At 66.5% G+C, this 14,728-nt stretch carries 13 protein-coding genes; 4 read left to right on the top strand and 9 right to left on the bottom strand.

The annotated features are described in order from the left end of the window. Positions 1 to 5 precede the first annotated feature (5 nt). The 4 genes from AAE021_RS05800 to pgl are packed head-to-tail and all read left to right on the top strand — an operon-like array spanning position 6 to position 4,935. Positions 6 to 1,634: a glucose-6-phosphate isomerase gene (locus tag AAE021_RS05800; protein WP_342024668.1), complete on the top strand. Its 1,629-nt coding sequence runs from the start codon at positions 6 to 8 to the stop codon at positions 1,632 to 1,634. Beyond that, complete coding sequence (gene zwf / locus AAE021_RS05795; RefSeq protein WP_342024667.1) at positions 1,635 to 3,179, top strand: glucose-6-phosphate dehydrogenase; 1,545 nt, start codon at positions 1,635 to 1,637, stop codon at positions 3,177 to 3,179. After that, on the top strand, positions 3,176 to 4,111 hold the full coding sequence (locus AAE021_RS05790) for a glucose-6-phosphate dehydrogenase assembly protein OpcA (RefSeq protein WP_342024666.1): 936 nt from the start codon (positions 3,176 to 3,178) through the stop codon (positions 4,109 to 4,111). The genes zwf and AAE021_RS05790 overlap by 4 nt, the downstream gene beginning before the upstream one ends. After that, positions 4,108 to 4,935, top strand: a complete 828-nt coding sequence (pgl, locus tag AAE021_RS05785; protein WP_342024665.1) for a 6-phosphogluconolactonase — start codon at positions 4,108 to 4,110, stop codon at positions 4,933 to 4,935. Before AAE021_RS05790 ends, pgl begins: the two co-directional genes overlap by 4 nt. A 119-nt stretch (positions 4,936 to 5,054) precedes the next feature. Here the strand turns inward: pgl and secG are convergent, their stop codons facing one another. From secG to uvrC, 9 genes are all read right to left on the bottom strand, one after another. Continuing rightward, a complete protein-coding gene (gene secG / locus AAE021_RS05780; RefSeq protein ID WP_342024664.1) occupies positions 5,055 to 5,306 on the bottom strand; it encodes a preprotein translocase subunit SecG in 252 nt (83 codons plus the stop codon). A 64-nt stretch (positions 5,307 to 5,370) separates the two neighbouring features. Beyond that, positions 5,371 to 6,186, bottom strand: a complete 816-nt coding sequence (tpiA, locus tag AAE021_RS05775; protein WP_342024663.1) for a triose-phosphate isomerase — start codon at positions 6,184 to 6,186, stop codon at positions 5,371 to 5,373. Positions 6,187 to 6,302: 116 nt separating this feature from the next. After that, positions 6,303 to 7,529: a phosphoglycerate kinase gene (locus AAE021_RS05770; protein WP_342024662.1), complete on the bottom strand. Its 1,227-nt coding sequence runs from the start codon at positions 7,527 to 7,529 to the stop codon at positions 6,303 to 6,305. A gap of 69 nt (positions 7,530 to 7,598) precedes the next feature. Next, positions 7,599 to 8,603 carry a type I glyceraldehyde-3-phosphate dehydrogenase gene (gene gap, locus AAE021_RS05765; protein WP_342024660.1) on the bottom strand — a complete coding sequence of 335 codons (1,005 nt, stop codon included), beginning with the start codon at positions 8,601 to 8,603 and terminating at the stop codon, positions 7,599 to 7,601. A 244-nt stretch (positions 8,604 to 8,847) separates the two neighbouring features. After that, entirely contained in the window at positions 8,848 to 9,474 is a 627-nt protein-coding gene (locus tag AAE021_RS05760; protein WP_342024659.1) for a superoxide dismutase, read from the bottom strand. Between the two features lie 117 nt (positions 9,475 to 9,591). Further along, positions 9,592 to 10,572: a DNA-binding protein WhiA gene (gene whiA / locus AAE021_RS05755; protein ID WP_341395813.1), complete on the bottom strand. Its 981-nt coding sequence runs from the start codon at positions 10,570 to 10,572 to the stop codon at positions 9,592 to 9,594. A gap of 10 nt (positions 10,573 to 10,582) precedes the next feature. Beyond that, complete coding sequence (locus AAE021_RS05750; protein ID WP_342024658.1) at positions 10,583 to 11,611, bottom strand: uridine diphosphate-N-acetylglucosamine-binding protein YvcK; 1,029 nt, start codon at positions 11,609 to 11,611, stop codon at positions 10,583 to 10,585. Then, positions 11,612 to 12,511, bottom strand: a complete 900-nt coding sequence (gene rapZ, locus AAE021_RS05745) for an RNase adapter RapZ (RefSeq protein WP_342024657.1) — start codon at positions 12,509 to 12,511, stop codon at positions 11,612 to 11,614. 141 nt (positions 12,512 to 12,652) lie between these two features. Then, positions 12,653 to 14,665, bottom strand: a complete 2,013-nt coding sequence (gene uvrC / locus AAE021_RS05740) for an excinuclease ABC subunit UvrC (protein WP_342024656.1) — start codon at positions 14,663 to 14,665, stop codon at positions 12,653 to 12,655. Positions 14,666 to 14,728: the final 63 nt, after the last annotated feature.

The raw sequence follows: 14,728 nt of genomic DNA, 5'->3' as shown, positions 1-14,728 counted from the left end.
GAAAAATGACCACACTGTCCTTCGAAGCAGCCGGAGCTGCGCTGGCCGCCGTCGAAAAGAACGTACCTGCACTGGTTCGTGATGACGTCCCCGCCCGCCTCCTCGCCCAGGATCCCACCCTGTGGGGTCCCGACGCCGAAGCGGAAGCTTCCATCCGCCTCGGATGGTTGAATCCTTCAGCGCAATCCCGGCCGCTCGTAGGACAGATTCTCGGGCTCCGGGAAGAACTGGCCGCCGAGGGAGTGACCCGCGTGGTCCTCGCCGGCATGGGCGGTTCTTCCCTGGCCCCGGAGGTCATTACCCGCACCGCCGGAGTTGATCTGACGGTGCTTGACTCCACTGACCCGGACGCCGTCCGGGCCGCCCTGCAGAACCGGCTGGAGGAGACCGTCATTGTGGTCTCCTCCAAGTCCGGCTCCACGGTGGAAACCGATTCCCAGCGCCGAACCTTTGAGCAGGCCTTCACCGACGCCGGGATCGATGCCAAGTCCCGGATTGTGGTGGTCACGGACCCCGGTTCCCCGCTGGACGGCGCCGCCCGCGACGCCGGCTACCGCGCCGTCTTCAACGCCGATCCGAACGTTGGCGGCCGGTATTCGGCGCTGACCGCCTTCGGCCTGGTTCCGTCCGGCCTTGCCGGTGCGGACATCGGGGCGCTCCTGGACGACGCCGAAGACGCACTTGAAATTCTTAGCGACAACGACGGCGACAACATTGGACTGCAGCTCGGAGCCGCCCTCGGCGGCACCGATCCGCTGCGCAACAAGGTTGTCATTGTGGATGAGGGATCCGGTCTGGCCGGTTTCCCCGACTGGGCCGAACAGCTCATCGCCGAGTCCACCGGAAAGCTCGGCACCGGGCTGCTGCCCGTCGTCGTCGAGCCCGGCGCACCGGAAATCACCTCGGGGGCCGCTGACGTGCTGACCGTGCGCCTCGTGGCCGTCGACTCCGACGCCGCACCGGAGGGGGACCAGGCTGTTGTGGCCGGAACCCTCGGCGGCTCCATGATGCTCTGGGAGGTGGCCACCGCCGTCGCGGGCCGGCTCCTTGCCATCAATCCCTTTGACCAGCCCGACGTCGAGGCCGCCAAGGTGGCAGCCCGCGGCATGCTGGACGCCCGTCCCGAACCCACCGAGCCGGCCTTCACCGACGGCTCCGTTGAGGTCCGCGGCCCGGCTGCCCTGCTGGGCGGCGCGGAAACCCTCACCGAGGCCCTGAAGGCGCTGACGGCCCAGCTCGGCTCCGACGGCTACCTGAGCATCCACGCATACCTGGACCGGTTCGGGCAGGCGGAACTCGCCGGGATCCGTCCCGAACTCGCAGCAGCCACCGGACGCCCGGTGACCTTCGGCTGGGGACCGCGGTTCCTGCACTCCACCGGACAGTTCCACAAGGGCGGGCCCGCCCAGGGCGTTTACCTGCAGATCACCGGAGCACCGCAGGAGGACCAACACGTCCCGGGACGGCCCTTCACCTTCGGGGAGCTCATCAGCGCGCAGGCCGCCGGCGACGCGTCCGTGCTGGCCGACCAGGGCCGGCCGGTGCTGCGCCTGAACCTGCTCAACCGTGAACAGGGCGTCCGTGAAGTCGAGGACGCCGTCCGTTCCCTGGGTGCCGAAGGCGGCAGCAACTAAATGGCGGCGGATGACAAGCACGGATCCACCAACCCGCTGCGGGACCCCCGCGACCGCCGGCTCAGCCGGATCGCGGGGCCCTCGTCGCTGGTCATCTTCGGTGTCACCGGAGACCTGGCCCGGAAGAAGCTCATCCCGGCCGTGTACGACCTGGCCAACCGCGGCCTGCTGCCGCCCAGCTTCTCCCTTGTGGGCTTCGGCCGGCGCCCATGGAGCAACGAGGACTTCGCCGCCCAGGTGAAGGAGTCCGTCCAGGCCCACGCCCGCACCGACTTTGACGAGAACGTGTGGAAGCAGCTGGCCGAGGGCGTCCGGTTTGTCGAGGGCGGCTTCGACAGCGACGACGCCTTCGGGAAGCTCAAGGAGACGCTCGAGTCCCTCGACGCCGAACGCGGCACCCGCGGCAACCATGCGTTTTACCTGTCGGTGCCGCCAAAGTCCTTTGAGCAGGTCTGCCAGCAGCTGTCCAGCCACGGCCTGGCCGAAACATCCGAAGGCAAATGGCGCCGGGTGGTCATCGAGAAGCCCTTCGGCCACGACCTGCAGTCCGCGCGCGAGCTCAATAACGTCGTGGAGTCCGTGTTCCCGGCGGATTCGGTGTTCCGCATCGACCATTATCTCGGCAAGGAAACGGTCCAGAACATCCTGGCCCTGCGCTTTGCCAACCAGATGTTTGAACCGATCTGGAACGCCAACTTTGTGGACCACGTCCAGATCACCATGGCCGAAGACATCGGCATCGGCGGACGTGCGGGCTATTACGACGGCGTGGGCGCTGCCCGCGACGTCATCCAGAACCACCTGCTGCAGCTGCTGGCGCTGACGGCCATGGAGGAACCCATCTCCTTCGACGCCGATCACCTGCGGGCCGAAAAGGAAAAGGTCCTCGCTGCCGTCCGGCTTCCGGCGGACCTGTCCAAGCATTCGGCGCGCGGACAGTACACCGGCGGCTGGCAGGGCGGGGAAAAGGTCACCGGTTTCCTCGAGGAGGAAGGCTTCAACCCCGACTCCACCACGGAAACGTTCGCTGCCGTCCGCCTCGACATCAACACGCGCCGCTGGGCCGGAGTCCCCTTCTATCTGCGGGCCGGCAAACGGCTGGGCCGCCGCGTCACGGAAATCGCGGTGGTGTTCAAGCGCGCACCGAACCTGCTGTTCCGGGATCACAATGACCACGATTTTGGCCAGAACGCCGTGGTGATCCGGGTCCAGCCCGATGAGGGCGCCACCATCCGCTTCGGCTCCAAGGTGCCGGGCACGCAGATGGAAGTCCGCGATGTGTCCATGGACTTTGGCTACGGCCATTCCTTCACGGAGTCCAGCCCGGAAGCCTATGAACGCCTCATCCTCGATGTGCTCCTGGGTGAACCGCCGCTGTTCCCGCGGCACCAGGAGGTGGAGCTGTCCTGGAAGATTGTCGATCCGTTCGAAGAGTACTGGGCGTCGCTGGACACCCAGCCGGAGCCGTATGCCCCGGGAAGCTGGGGTCCGGACTCCGCTGATGAACTGCTCGCCCAAGACGGAAGGACCTGGAGAAGGCCGTGATTGTAGAACTCCCGGACACAACAACGTCCAAGGTTTCCAAGGAAATAGTTGCCATGCGCGAACGCGGCGGGGTGGTCACGCTTGGACGCGTGCTGACCCTCGTGGTCGACACCCAGCCCGACTTCGTTGAGGAGGCCATCGCGGCCGCCAACGAAGCCAGCCGGGAGCACCCCTGCCGGATTATCGTCCTGGCCGAGGGATCGCATGACGGGGAGACCCGCCTCGACGCCGAAATCCGCGTGGGCGGCGACGCCGGCGCCTCCGAGGTGATTGTCCTGTCCGGCTACGGAGAGCTTGCCGGGGAAAGCGTTTCGCTGGTGTCGGCGCTGCTGCTGCCGGATGCCCCGATTGTCGTGTGGTGGCCGCACGGCGTGCCCGACAACCCTTCCCAGACGCCCCTGGGCTGCATTGCGCACCGCCGGATCACCGACGCCGCCACCGAGGCCGATCCCAAGAAGGCGCTCCTCGCCCTGGGCGAGGACTATGCCGACGGCGACACCGACCTGAGCTGGACCCGGCTCACCAACTGGCGGATCCAGCTTGCAGCGGTGCTGGACGGTGCCGGCCCTGACCCCGTCCAGGCGGTCACGGTGGCCGGAGCCTCCGACTCGGCCAGTACCTTCCTGCTTGCAGCCTGGCTGAAGCACGCCCTGCGGGTTCCCGTGAAGATCATTGAAGGTGAGCCTGGAACCGGCATCCACCAGGTGGTTTTCGAGCGGGCCGCCGGTAACGTGGAACTGTTGCGCCCGGACCAGATCACGGCGCACCTGAGCCAGCCCGGACAGCCGGAACAGCAGATATCGCTTCCGCGGCGCAATCTGCGCGACTGCCTGGCCGAGGAACTGCGCCGGCTCGATCCTGATGAAGTGTACGGGGAAGTACTGACGAAGGGCCTGGCAGCGTGCCTGTCCCAGGAAGGGACCAACGCATGAGTTATTCGCCCAACGGAGTGAGCATCCATCCCACTGTCGAGGCACTGACCACGGCCACTGCTGCCCGGCTCATTACCAAGCTGGTGGATGTGCAGAGCCGGCGGGGCGTGGCCACGGTGGTGCTCACCGGGGGAACCGTGGGAATCGCAGTGCTCGACGCCGTTGCCACCTCCCCGGCACGCGTCGCCGTGGACTGGTCCAAGGTGAACTTCTGGTGGGGTGACGAGCGGTTCCTGCCGACGGACTCTTCCGACCGCAACGCGGCGCAGGCCCAGCTTGCGCTGCTGTCACGGTTGCCGGTCTCCCCGGAGCGGGTGCACCCCGTGCCGTCCACCGAAGAGGCCGCCTCGGTGGCTGACGCCGCGTCGGAGTACGCGCGGGCGCTGGCTGCGGAGGCCGCCGGCGAGAAGCTGCCGGCGGGTTTCGAGTCCATCGACCCGCGGCTCCCCCGCTTTGATGTCCTGCTCCTCGGTGTTGGACCGGATGCCCACATCGCGTCCCTGTTCCCGGAGATGGCCGGCATCCGCACGACCGGGGAAACGGTGGTGTCAGTGCTGAATGCTCCCAAACCCCCGCCGGAGCGGGTATCGCTGACGCTGGAGGCGATCAACACGGCCGAAGAGGTATGGCTGACCGTTGCCGGAGAGGACAAGGCCGGTGCCGTGGGCCTGGCCCTCGCCGGTGCCGGGCCGGTCCAGGTTCCCGCGGCCGGAGCCCGGGGGCGGACCAAAACGCGCTGGCTGATTGACCAGGCGGCCGCCTCCCAGCTGCCCGAGCGGCTGCTGGACCCTGAGGGGACCGGCCCCGGCTCCGAAGAAGACTAGCCCGCCGCAGGCCAAAGCACCCAAGCGAAAGCCCCGGAGATCCTCGTGGATCTCCGGGGCTTTTGACGTTAAGCTGTCCGCTGTTCCTGCTGCCGGGACTGGGCTTCCTGCTGCAGGGACTATGCTTCGCCGGAGAAACGCTGGATCAGGCCCAGGGCGATGATGACCGCTCCCCAGGAGAGTCCAAGCATCACGGTGAAGCGGTTCAGGTTTCTTTCGGCCACCCCGGAGGAACCCATGCTGCTGGTCATGCCGCCGCCGAACATGTCCGACATGCCGCCGCCGCGTCCCTTATGGAGCAGGATGAGCAGCGTCAGCAACAGGCTGGTGATGGCAAGAAGAACCAGCAGGACAATCTTCAGAATTTCCACTTACGGCCTTTCGGGGGTGACTCATGGATTGGAGACGTGCGCTGCGGTGCAGGTCAGCTGCAAATCAGTCGGTCACCAGGTGTTGTTCGAACCTGACAATATTAGCAAACTCGGCCACATCCAAACTGGCGCCGCCCACCAGCACGCCGTCGACGTCGCGCTGCTTCAGAATGCTCGCCGCATTTGCGGCTTTTACCGATCCGCCGTACAGCAGACGGGTCTTGGCGGCCACTGCGTCGTCGTACAGGTCAGCGATCTCCGCGCGGATGGCGGCGCACATTTCCTGGGCGTCCTCAGGACCGGCCACTTCACCCGTGCCGATGGCCCAGATCGGCTCGTAAGCGATCACCAGGGCGGATACCTGCTCGGCGTCCAAGCCCTCGAGGTCCCGGCGGACCTGCTCCAGGGTGTGCTGCACATGCTGGCCGGACTGGCGGATTTCCAGGCCCTCGCCCACGCACAGCACCGGCACCAGGCCGTTGCGGTAGGCGGCCTTGAGCTTTTCGTTGAGCAGTTCGTCGGTCTCACCGTGGACCGTGCGGCGTTCGCTGTGTCCCACGAGGACGTACTTGCAGCCAAGCTTGGACAGGAAGGCACCGGAAATGTCGCCCGTGTACGCGCCGGAGTCCTTCGGCGACAGGTCCTGGGCGCCGTACTCCAGGTCCAGCTTGTCGCCCCGGACCAGCGTCTGCACACTGCGCAGGTCAGTAAACGGCGGGAAGACTGCCGCCTCCACGCGGTTGTAGTCGTGCTGGGCATCCTTGAGGGTCCAGGCCAGCTTCTGCAGAAGAGTGATGCCCTGGACATGGTCCATGTTCATCTTCCAGTTGCCCGCGATCAGCGGTGTCCGGTCAAACTTGCCGTTGGTCGAGGTGGTCATCATCGCTCCGGTTTCTTGGGGAATATATAGGGGTTGGTTGGAGGTGTCCGGGCGGGGAAGAGCGGACATGGAAGTGCGGGCCCGCCGCCATCCGGCAGCAGGCCCGCACCCCGGTGTTACTGGTCCAGGACGGTCAGTCCCGGAAGTTTCTTGCCTTCGAGGTATTCCAGGGAAGCGCCGCCTCCGGTGGAAATGTGCCCGAAGTCGCTGTCGCTGAAGCCGAGCTTCCGGACGGCGGCGGCTGAGTCTCCGCCGCCCACCACGGAGAAGCCGCTCGAGTCCTTCAGCGCCTGGGCAATGGTGCGGGTGCCGTCGGCAAAGGCGTCAAACTCGAACACGCCCATGGGCCCGTTCCAGAAAATGGTCTTGCCGGAACCGATCTTCTCGGCGAAGGCGGCCGCGGAGTCCGGGCCGATGTCCAGGCCGATGCCCGAGGCGCCGAAGCGGCTGTCCTCCATGGCGTCCGCAGGCACCACGTCGACGTCGGCATCCGCGGCAAACTTATCGGCCACCACGATGTCGGTGGGCAGCACAAACTCGCAGCCCACCTCCTTCGCCCGGCTGAGGTAGCCCTTGACGTTTTCGATCTGGTCCGCCTCGAGCAGGGACGCACCCACCTTGTATCCCTGCGCGGCGAGGAAGGTGAACACCATTCCGCCGCCCACCAGCAGGTAGTCGGCGCGGTCCATGAGGTTCTCGATCACGGCAAGCTTGTCCGAAACCTTGGATCCGCCCAGGACAACAACGTAGGGCTGCTCGGGGTTTTCGGTCAGCCGCTTCAGCACCTCAACTTCGGTGTGCACCAGGTCACCCTGGTACGCGGGCAGGACTTCGGCGATGTCGTACACGCTGGCGTGCCTGCGGTGCACGGCACCGAAGGCATCATCCACATACGCCCCGTTGTCTCCGGTCAGCCCGGCGAGTTCCCGCGCCAGGGCGAGGCGGTCGTCGTCATTCTTGGAGGTCTCGCGCGGGTCGAACCGGATGTTCTGGAGCACCAGAACGGAACCGGAGGCCAGCGAGGCAGCCAGTTCGTGCGCGCTGTCGCCCACCACGTCTGCGGCGAACTCGACCGCGAACGGTGCGAGTTCGTCCAGCCGGTCGGCGGCCGGCTGCAGGGAGTACTTCTCATCGGGAGTGCCCTTGGGCCGCCCCAGGTGCGCCATGATGATCACCTTGGCACCGTGCTCCACCAGCTTTCCGATGGTGGGGATGGACGCGCGGATGCGCCCGTCGTCGGCCACCCGGCCGTTGTCCAGGGGCACGTTCAGGTCCGAGCGGACCAGTACATACCGACCGTCGACGCCGTCGCTGATCAGTTCCTCGAGTGTCTTGACTGTCATGTCTACCTTTACGTCCCTTGCGGGCATTTGGGGGCTGGGCTGGGGGTGTTTTGTGTTCGGGACGCTGCGCTAGAGCGAGGAGCCAACCAGTGTGGTCAGGTCCACCAGGCGGCAGGAGTAGCCCCACTCGTTGTCGTACCAGCCCACCACCTTGACCTCGTTGCCCATCACCCGGGTCAGGCCCGAGTCGAAGATGCACGACGCCGGGTCGGTCACGATGTCCGAGGACACAATTGGCTCGTCGGTGTAGCGCAGGATGCCGTTCAGCGCGCCGTCGGAGGCCGCCTTGTAGGCGTCGTTGATTTCCTGGACCGAGGCTTCCCGGGCGAGGGTGACCGTGAGGTCCGTGACGGAGCCGGTGGGCACCGGAACGCGCAGCGCGAAGCCGTCCAGCTTGCCGTCGAGCTCCGGAAGGACCAGGCCGATGGCCTTGGCGGCGCCGGTGGACGTGGGAACGATGTTCAGGGCTGCGGCACGGGCGCGGCGGAGGTCGCGGTGCGGGCCGTCCTGCAGGTTCTGGTCCGCGGTGTAGGCGTGGACGGTGGTCATCAGGCCGCGCTCAATGCCGAACGCTTCGTGGATGACCTTGGCCAGCGGCCCGAGGCAGTTGGTGGTGCAGGATGCGTTGGAGACGATGTTGTCGGTCTCCGGGTTGTAGTCGCCGTCGTTGACGCCCATCACGATGGTGCGGTCAGCGCCCTTGCCGGGAGCGGAGATCAGGACCTTCTTGGCTCCAGCATCGAGGTGCTTCTTGGCATCTTCGGCCTTGGTGAAGAACCCGGTGGACTCGATGACCACGTCAACGCCGAGGTCCTTCCAGGGAAGGTTGGCGGGGTCCCGTTCGGCCAGGACCTTGATGGTCTTTCCGCCGACGATCAAATCGCCGCCGCGCACTTCCACGTCGGCGCCGATGCGGCCGGTGACGGAGTCGTACTTCAGGAGATGGGCAAGGGTTTCAGGGCTGGTGAGGTCATTGACGGCCACGATTTCGAGGTCGGCGTTCTGCTCCAGTGCTGCGCGGAAGTAGTTGCGTCCGATGCGTCCGAAGCCGTTGATTCCAACACGAGTAGTCACTTTTCTGTCTCCTTGATTGCGGGTGTACCGGAAACGTGACCTTGTGCGTGCTCAGGCCACTGGTCTGACAGGGGTTGGCGCTGCGGGGATGCCTCCCGGTCCGGCCGGCCAGCGGCAAGGCTGGCCGGCCGGGACGGGAGGCCCCGCCGAGCCGTGCGGCCCGGCGGGGACCCTCGCAATCATCTTACGCGCCGGGCCTGTCCCGGGTACCGGCAGGGCACCGAATTCGGCCCCGCAGTGCTGATTACGCGGGGAGCACCAGGGTGTGGGCGCCGGTGCGGGCGGCCTCGAAGCGGGTGGCCACATCGGCCCAGTTGACGATGTTCCAGAAGGCCTTGACGTAGTCGGCCTTCACGTTGACGTAGTCCAGGTAGAAGGCGTGCTCCCACATGTCCAGCATCAGCAGCGGAATGGTGCCCACGGGGACGTTGCCCTGCTGGTCGTACAGCTGCTCGATGACCAGGTTGTTGCCCAGCGGCTCGTAGGCCAGCAGTGCCCAGCCGGAACCCTGCAGCGACGTGGCCGCAGCAGTGAACTGGCCGCGGAAGGCATCAAAGGATCCGAAGAAGTCATCGATGGCTGCAGCGAGCTCGCCAACGGGCTTGTCGCCGCCTTCCGGGGAGAGGTTGTTCCAGAAGATGCTGTGATTGACGTGTCCACCGAGGTGGAACGCCAGGTCCTTGGACAGCTTCGGGATGGTGGCGAAGTCGCCCTTTTCGCGTGCTTCAGCCATCTGGGCCAGCGCGGTGTTGGCACCGGCAACATACGTTGCGTGGTGCTTGTCGTGGTGCAGCTCCATGATGCGGGCCGAAATGTTCGGCTCCAGTGCCGCGTAGTCGTACGGCAGTTCCGGCAGAGTGTACTCGTTCACAAAATCCTCCTGTAAGAGTCGGAAAATAGGTCGGATCGTTTATCCGGACGGTGTTTCCACCCGGAAATACAGGTACCGCCAAACGGCAGCATGCTTAGTCCATCCTATGCTTCCACGCTACTCGTCAAGCATCTCAGGAGTCACATTGGCCTCAGTGCCGGGGATGCCCAATTCGGCCGCCCGCTTGTCGGCCATGGCCAGGAGACGGCGGATACGGCCGGCAATCGCGTCCTTGGTCATGGGCGGTTCGGCGAGGTGCCCCAGCTCGTCCAGGCTGGCCTGCTTATGGGCAACCCGCAGCTCTCCGGCGTAGCGCAGGTGTTCGGGCACGTCATCCCCGAGGATGTCCAGCGCCCGGTCCACGCGGGCGCCGGCGGCAACCGCGGCCTGGGCCGAGCGGCGCAGATTGGCATCGTCAAAGTTGGCCAGCCGGTTGGCGGTGGCCCGGACTTCCTTGCGCATGCGGCGCTCTTCCCAGACCATCAGTGCGTCGTGGGCTCCCATGCGCGTGAGCAGGGCGGCGATGGTGTCGCCGTCGCGGATGACAACCCGGTCGATGCCGCGCACTTCCCGGGCCTTGGCGGCAATGCCGATCCGCCGGGCTGCGCCCACCAGTGCCAGGGCCGCTTCGGGTCCCGGGCACGTCACTTCCAGCGAGGAGGACCGGCCGGGCTCGGTGAGCGAACCGTGGGCCAGGAACGCACCGCGCCATACGGCCTCGGCGTCGGCGGCTGATCCGTTGACCACCACGGAGGGCAGTCCCCGCACCGGTCGTCCGCGGGCATCCAGCAGTCCGGTCTGGCGGGCCAGGGACTCGCCGTCCTTCACCACGCGCACCACGTACCGGTTCCCCCGGCGCAGGCCTCCCCCGGACACCACAACGATGTCCGAGGCGTGGCCGTAGACTTCGGCAATGGCGGCCCGGAGCCGCCGGGCCGTGGACGCCAAATCCACTTCTGCTTCAATGACAATGCGCCCGGAAATGATGTGCAGTCCTCCGGCAAATCGCAGCAAGGCTGATACTTCCGCTTTGCGGACGGAGGACTTTTTCACATCCAGACGTGAAAGTTCCTCTTTTACTGCTGCGGTCAACGCCACAAATACACTCCTAGTTCTCCCCAAACATATCGTGATAGGCGGTGGCCAGGCGCAGCGGATCATGGATCGGCCGCCCGGTCGCTGCCCCCACCTTACCGAAGACGGCGCGCCCGCCCATCGCGGCAACCGCCGCACTGAACGCATCGCGGTCTTCGATGACACCGGGGTCGGCAAGCACTGCATCCACGCGGAGTCCGGGGGCGTACCGCCGCACCTCCGCGAGATGGTCCAGTGCCGACATCCCGGCCGTTTCCTTCGTTTCGTTCGTCAGGTTCATGGTCAGGCACCGCTTGGCCTTGGTCCGGGTCAGGGCTGACCGCAGCTCCGGCAGCATCAGGTGCGGCAACACCGAGGTGTACCAGGAACCGGGACCAAGAATGACCCAGTCGGCCCGCTCAATGGCCGTGACGGCTTCGGGGCAGGCAGCGGCATCCGCCGGTGTGAGACGGACCTCGCTGACCTTGCCCATCGCTCCGGCAGTGGCCAGCCGGGCCTGCCCCGTCACCAGTTCCAGGTACTCGCCCGTGGCCGTCCGCCGCAGGACGTCGCCCTCGATGGTGAGCGGCTGGGTGGACATCGGCAAAACCTGGCCACGGGCGCCCAGCAGGGCCCCGGCCCACTGCAGGCCCGCCACCGGATCCCCCAGCAGCTCCCACAGGGTCACGATCAGCAGGTTGCCCAGGGCATGGTTGTCCAGCGATCCGTTGACTCCGGGACGGGACTGGAAACGGTGCTGCATGACGTCGCGCCAGGTTCGACCCCAGTCAGTGTCATCACAGAGCGCCGCCAGGGCCATCCGCAGGTCACCCGGCGGAAGCACGTCCAGCTCATGGCGCAGTCGGCCGGAGGAACCGCCGTCGTCCGCCACGGTCACCACGGCGGTCAGGTCCGTGGTCAGCAGGCGCAGGGCAGACAGCGACGCGGACAGCCCGTGCCCGCCGCCCAGTGCCACCACGGCCGGAGAGCCGTCGCTGACGCCGGCGTCGCGGGCCGCCCCCGTCTGCGGAATCATCGGGAGCGGGCCGGTCAGAAAGGCCATCTATTCGCGTCCAAGATCACGGTGGTGCGCGCTCACCGTCACGTGTGGCAGCTGCGCAAGCCGCTTGGCCAGCTCCTCGGTAACGGCCACGGAGCGGTGTTTTCCGCCCGTGCAGCCGACGGCGATGGTGGCGTAGTGCTTGTTCTCCCGCCGGTACCCGTCGATGACGGGCTCCAGGGCATCAACGTAGCGGTCCAGGAAGTCGCGGGTTCCGTGCGCGGCGAGCACGTACTCACGCACGTCTTCGTCCAGGCCAGTGTGCGGGCGCAGCTGCGGAACCCAGTGCGGGTTGGGAATGAAGCGGACGTCGGCAACATAGTTCGCGTCCACCGGCAGGCCGTACTTGAACCCAAAGCTCATCACGTTCAGCCGCAGCACAATCGGCCCGGACTCGGTAAAGAGCTCGGTGATGGTGGTGGCCAGCGCGTGCACGTTCAGTTTGGAGGTGTCCACCACGACGTCGGATGATTCGCGCAGCTCCTTCAGCACGTCCCGCTCGGCTGCGATGCCGTCAAGGATGCTGCCGTCCTCCTGCAGCGGGTGCGGGCGCCGGCCCTGCTCGAAGCGGCGCACCAGGGTTTCATCCTCGGCGTCCAGGAACAGCAGCCGGTAGGAAACGCCGGCCGCCCGGAGGCCGCTGAGCGCCTCCCTGATGTCCTGGAACAGCTCCTTGCTGCGGACGTCGATGACCACTGCGAGCTTGGGGATGGAGTGCGGCATCCGGGACACCAGCTCGGTCAGGGTGCCCAGCATCATCGGCGGCAGGTTTTCGACCACGTACCAGCCGTGGTCCTCGAGGGCGTTGGCGGCCGTGCTGCGTCCGGCGCCGGACATGCCGGTAACCACCAGCAGTTCCGATTCGGCGGGCTTGACCGGGGTCAGCGCGTCCTGTTCCTTCATGTCCGTCGTCCCGTCCTTAGGATTTCATCCAGAGCAGGGCACAGTGTGCCGTGCTGGTTTGTTTCTGCCATGGTTCCCGCGCAGCCGTGCGGCTCCGCACGGTTAGCTGCCGCAGGGAAAGAAGCCGATTACCCAGCCTAGCTAAGTTTCCATGATTTCGCCGGTGGTCATGTTTACGGCGGGGGCCGCGTCCTGTCCGGCGCCCTTGGCCGCGAGCTGCGCGTGTATCGACGCCGCCAGGGCCGGACCGATGCCCGGCGCGCGCTGCAGCTCCTCGGGCGATGCGCTGCGCAGCTTCTTGACCGAACCGAACTCTTTGAGCAGGGCCGCACGTTTGGCCGGCCCGAGGCCGGAAATCTCGTCCAGCAGGGACGCCGTCATGGACTTGGCACGCTTCTGGCGGTGGAAGGTGATGGCAAACCGGTGTGCCTCGTCCCGAATTCGCTGGAGCAGGAACAGGGCTTCGGAGGCGCGGGGCAGGATCACCGGGAAGTCACTGTCCGGCACCCAGACTTCCTCCAGCCGCTTGGCCAGGCCCACCACGTAAATGTCGGTGATGCCCAGATCCGCGAGGGCACGGGAGGCGGCGGCCACCTGGGGCTGGCCGCCGTCAACCACCACCAGGTTCGGCGGGTAGGCAAACTTGGACCGCGGAGCCGCCGTGAGCGTGTCGGTCAGCGGCTGGACGTCGGTTCCGGCGCGTTCAGCTGGGAGCTCCGCGGGAGCCGGTGCGGGCTCGGCGGCCGGGTCCGCGTTCTCGGCGAGGTAGTTGCGGAACCGCCGGGAGATCACGTCATACATGGCTGAGGTGTCATCCCGCGCCGCCTCTCCGGTGATGGAGAACTTCCGGTAGTCCGATTTTTTCGGGAGGCCGTCCTCGGCCACCACCATGGACGCCACCACGTTGGTGCCGGACACATGGGAGATGTCGTAACACTCGATGCGCAGCAGTGCCACGGGCAGGTCCAGGGCTTCCTGCAGTTCCTGCAGCGCCGCGGAGCGCGTGGTGATGTCCCCGGCCCGGCGGCTCTTATGCAGGCGCAGGGCGTCGGCGGCATTGCGGGCCACGGTCTCCATCAGGGCCTTCTTGTCGCCGCGCTGTGGAACGCGGATGTCCACGTGGGCGCCGCGCAGCCCGGAGAGCCACTGTCCCAGCTCATCAGCGTTGGAGGGAAGCGCCGGAACCAGCACCTGGCGGGGAATGCGGTCAGTGGCGGCGGCCTCGCCGTAGACCTGCTGGATCAGGTGTTCCACCAGGTCCCCGGTGTCCGCGTCCTCAACCTTTTCCACCACCCAGCCGCGCTGTCCGCGGATCCGTCCGGCGCGGACATGGAACACCTGGGCCGATGCTTCGAGCTCATCTTCCTCGAGCGCAAAGATGTCGGCGTCGGTGTCTTCGCTGAGGACCACGTTGTTGCGTTCGAACACCTTGCGCAGGGCGGCAATGTCATCGCGCAGCCGGGCTGCGGTTTCATAGTCGAGCTCGGCCACGGCCGCCTGCATTTCCTTTTCCAGGGTGCCGATGAACCGCTTGCCCTCACCGGACATGAAGTCGCACAGTTCGGCGGCCAGCTGGCGGTGGTCTTCGGGACTGATCCGGCCGACGCAGGGGGCGGAGCATTTGTCGATATAGCCGAGCAGGCATGGCCGGCCGGTGCGCTCGGCACGCTTGAAAACGCCGGAGCTGCAGGTGCGGACGGGGAAAACGCGCAGCAGGGTGTCCAGGGTTTCGCGGATGGCCTTCGCGGGGTAGAACGGTCCGAAGTAGCGGGTGTCCTTGCGCCGGTCCCCGCGCATGACCTGCGCCCGGGGATACTTCTCCCCCATGGTGACGGCGAGGTAGGGATAGGACTTGTCGTCCCGGAACATGATGTTGAACCGGGGGTTGAATTCCTTGATCCAGGTGTACTCCAGCTGCAGCGCTTCGAGCTCGGTGCCGACCACTGTCCATTCGACGCTGGCGGCGGTGTGCACCATGGCCCGCGTCTTGGGCAGCAGGCCCCGCGGGTTGGCGAAATATGAGTTCAGGCGGGAGCGGAGGTTCTTGGCTTTGCCGACGTAGATGACCCGGCGGTGCTCGTCACGGAAACGGTAAACGCCTGGGGCGGTGGGGATCTCCCCCGTCTTCGGCCGGTATGTTGCTGGATCTGCCACGTTTCCATCCTACGGTTGCTGCCGGACGCTTCTGCGCAGGCCGGCGCCGCTTTCGCGGGGCGC

Origin of the sequence: Arthrobacter citreus (assembly GCF_038405225.1) — a bacterium.
Lineage (GTDB): Bacteria > Actinomycetota > Actinomycetes > Actinomycetales > Micrococcaceae > Arthrobacter_B > Arthrobacter_B citreus_A.
Note: the sequence above shows the minus strand (reverse complement) of the source record. Positions and strands in the feature narration are given on the sequence as shown.

Excerpts from the sequence above, each read along its gene's own strand:
- AAE021_RS05800 (WP_342024668.1), top strand. The coding sequence starts at position 6 with ATGACCACACTGTCCTTCGAAGCAGCCGGAGCTGCGCTGGCCGCCGTC.
- zwf (WP_342024667.1), top strand. The coding sequence starts at position 1,635 with ATGGCGGCGGATGACAAGCACGGATCCACCAACCCGCTGCGGGACCCC.
- pgl (WP_342024665.1), top strand. The coding sequence starts at position 4,108 with ATGAGTTATTCGCCCAACGGAGTGAGCATCCATCCCACTGTCGAGGCA.
- tpiA (WP_342024663.1), bottom strand. The coding sequence starts at position 6,186 with ATGACCACCTCGACCAACGGCAAGTTTGACCGGACACCGCTGATCGCG.
- AAE021_RS05770 (WP_342024662.1), bottom strand. The coding sequence starts at position 7,529 with ATGACAGTCAAGACACTCGAGGAACTGATCAGCGACGGCGTCGACGGT.
- AAE021_RS05750 (WP_342024658.1), bottom strand. The coding sequence starts at position 11,611 with ATGGCCTTTCTGACCGGCCCGCTCCCGATGATTCCGCAGACGGGGGCG.
- rapZ (WP_342024657.1), bottom strand. The coding sequence starts at position 12,511 with ATGAAGGAACAGGACGCGCTGACCCCGGTCAAGCCCGCCGAATCGGAA.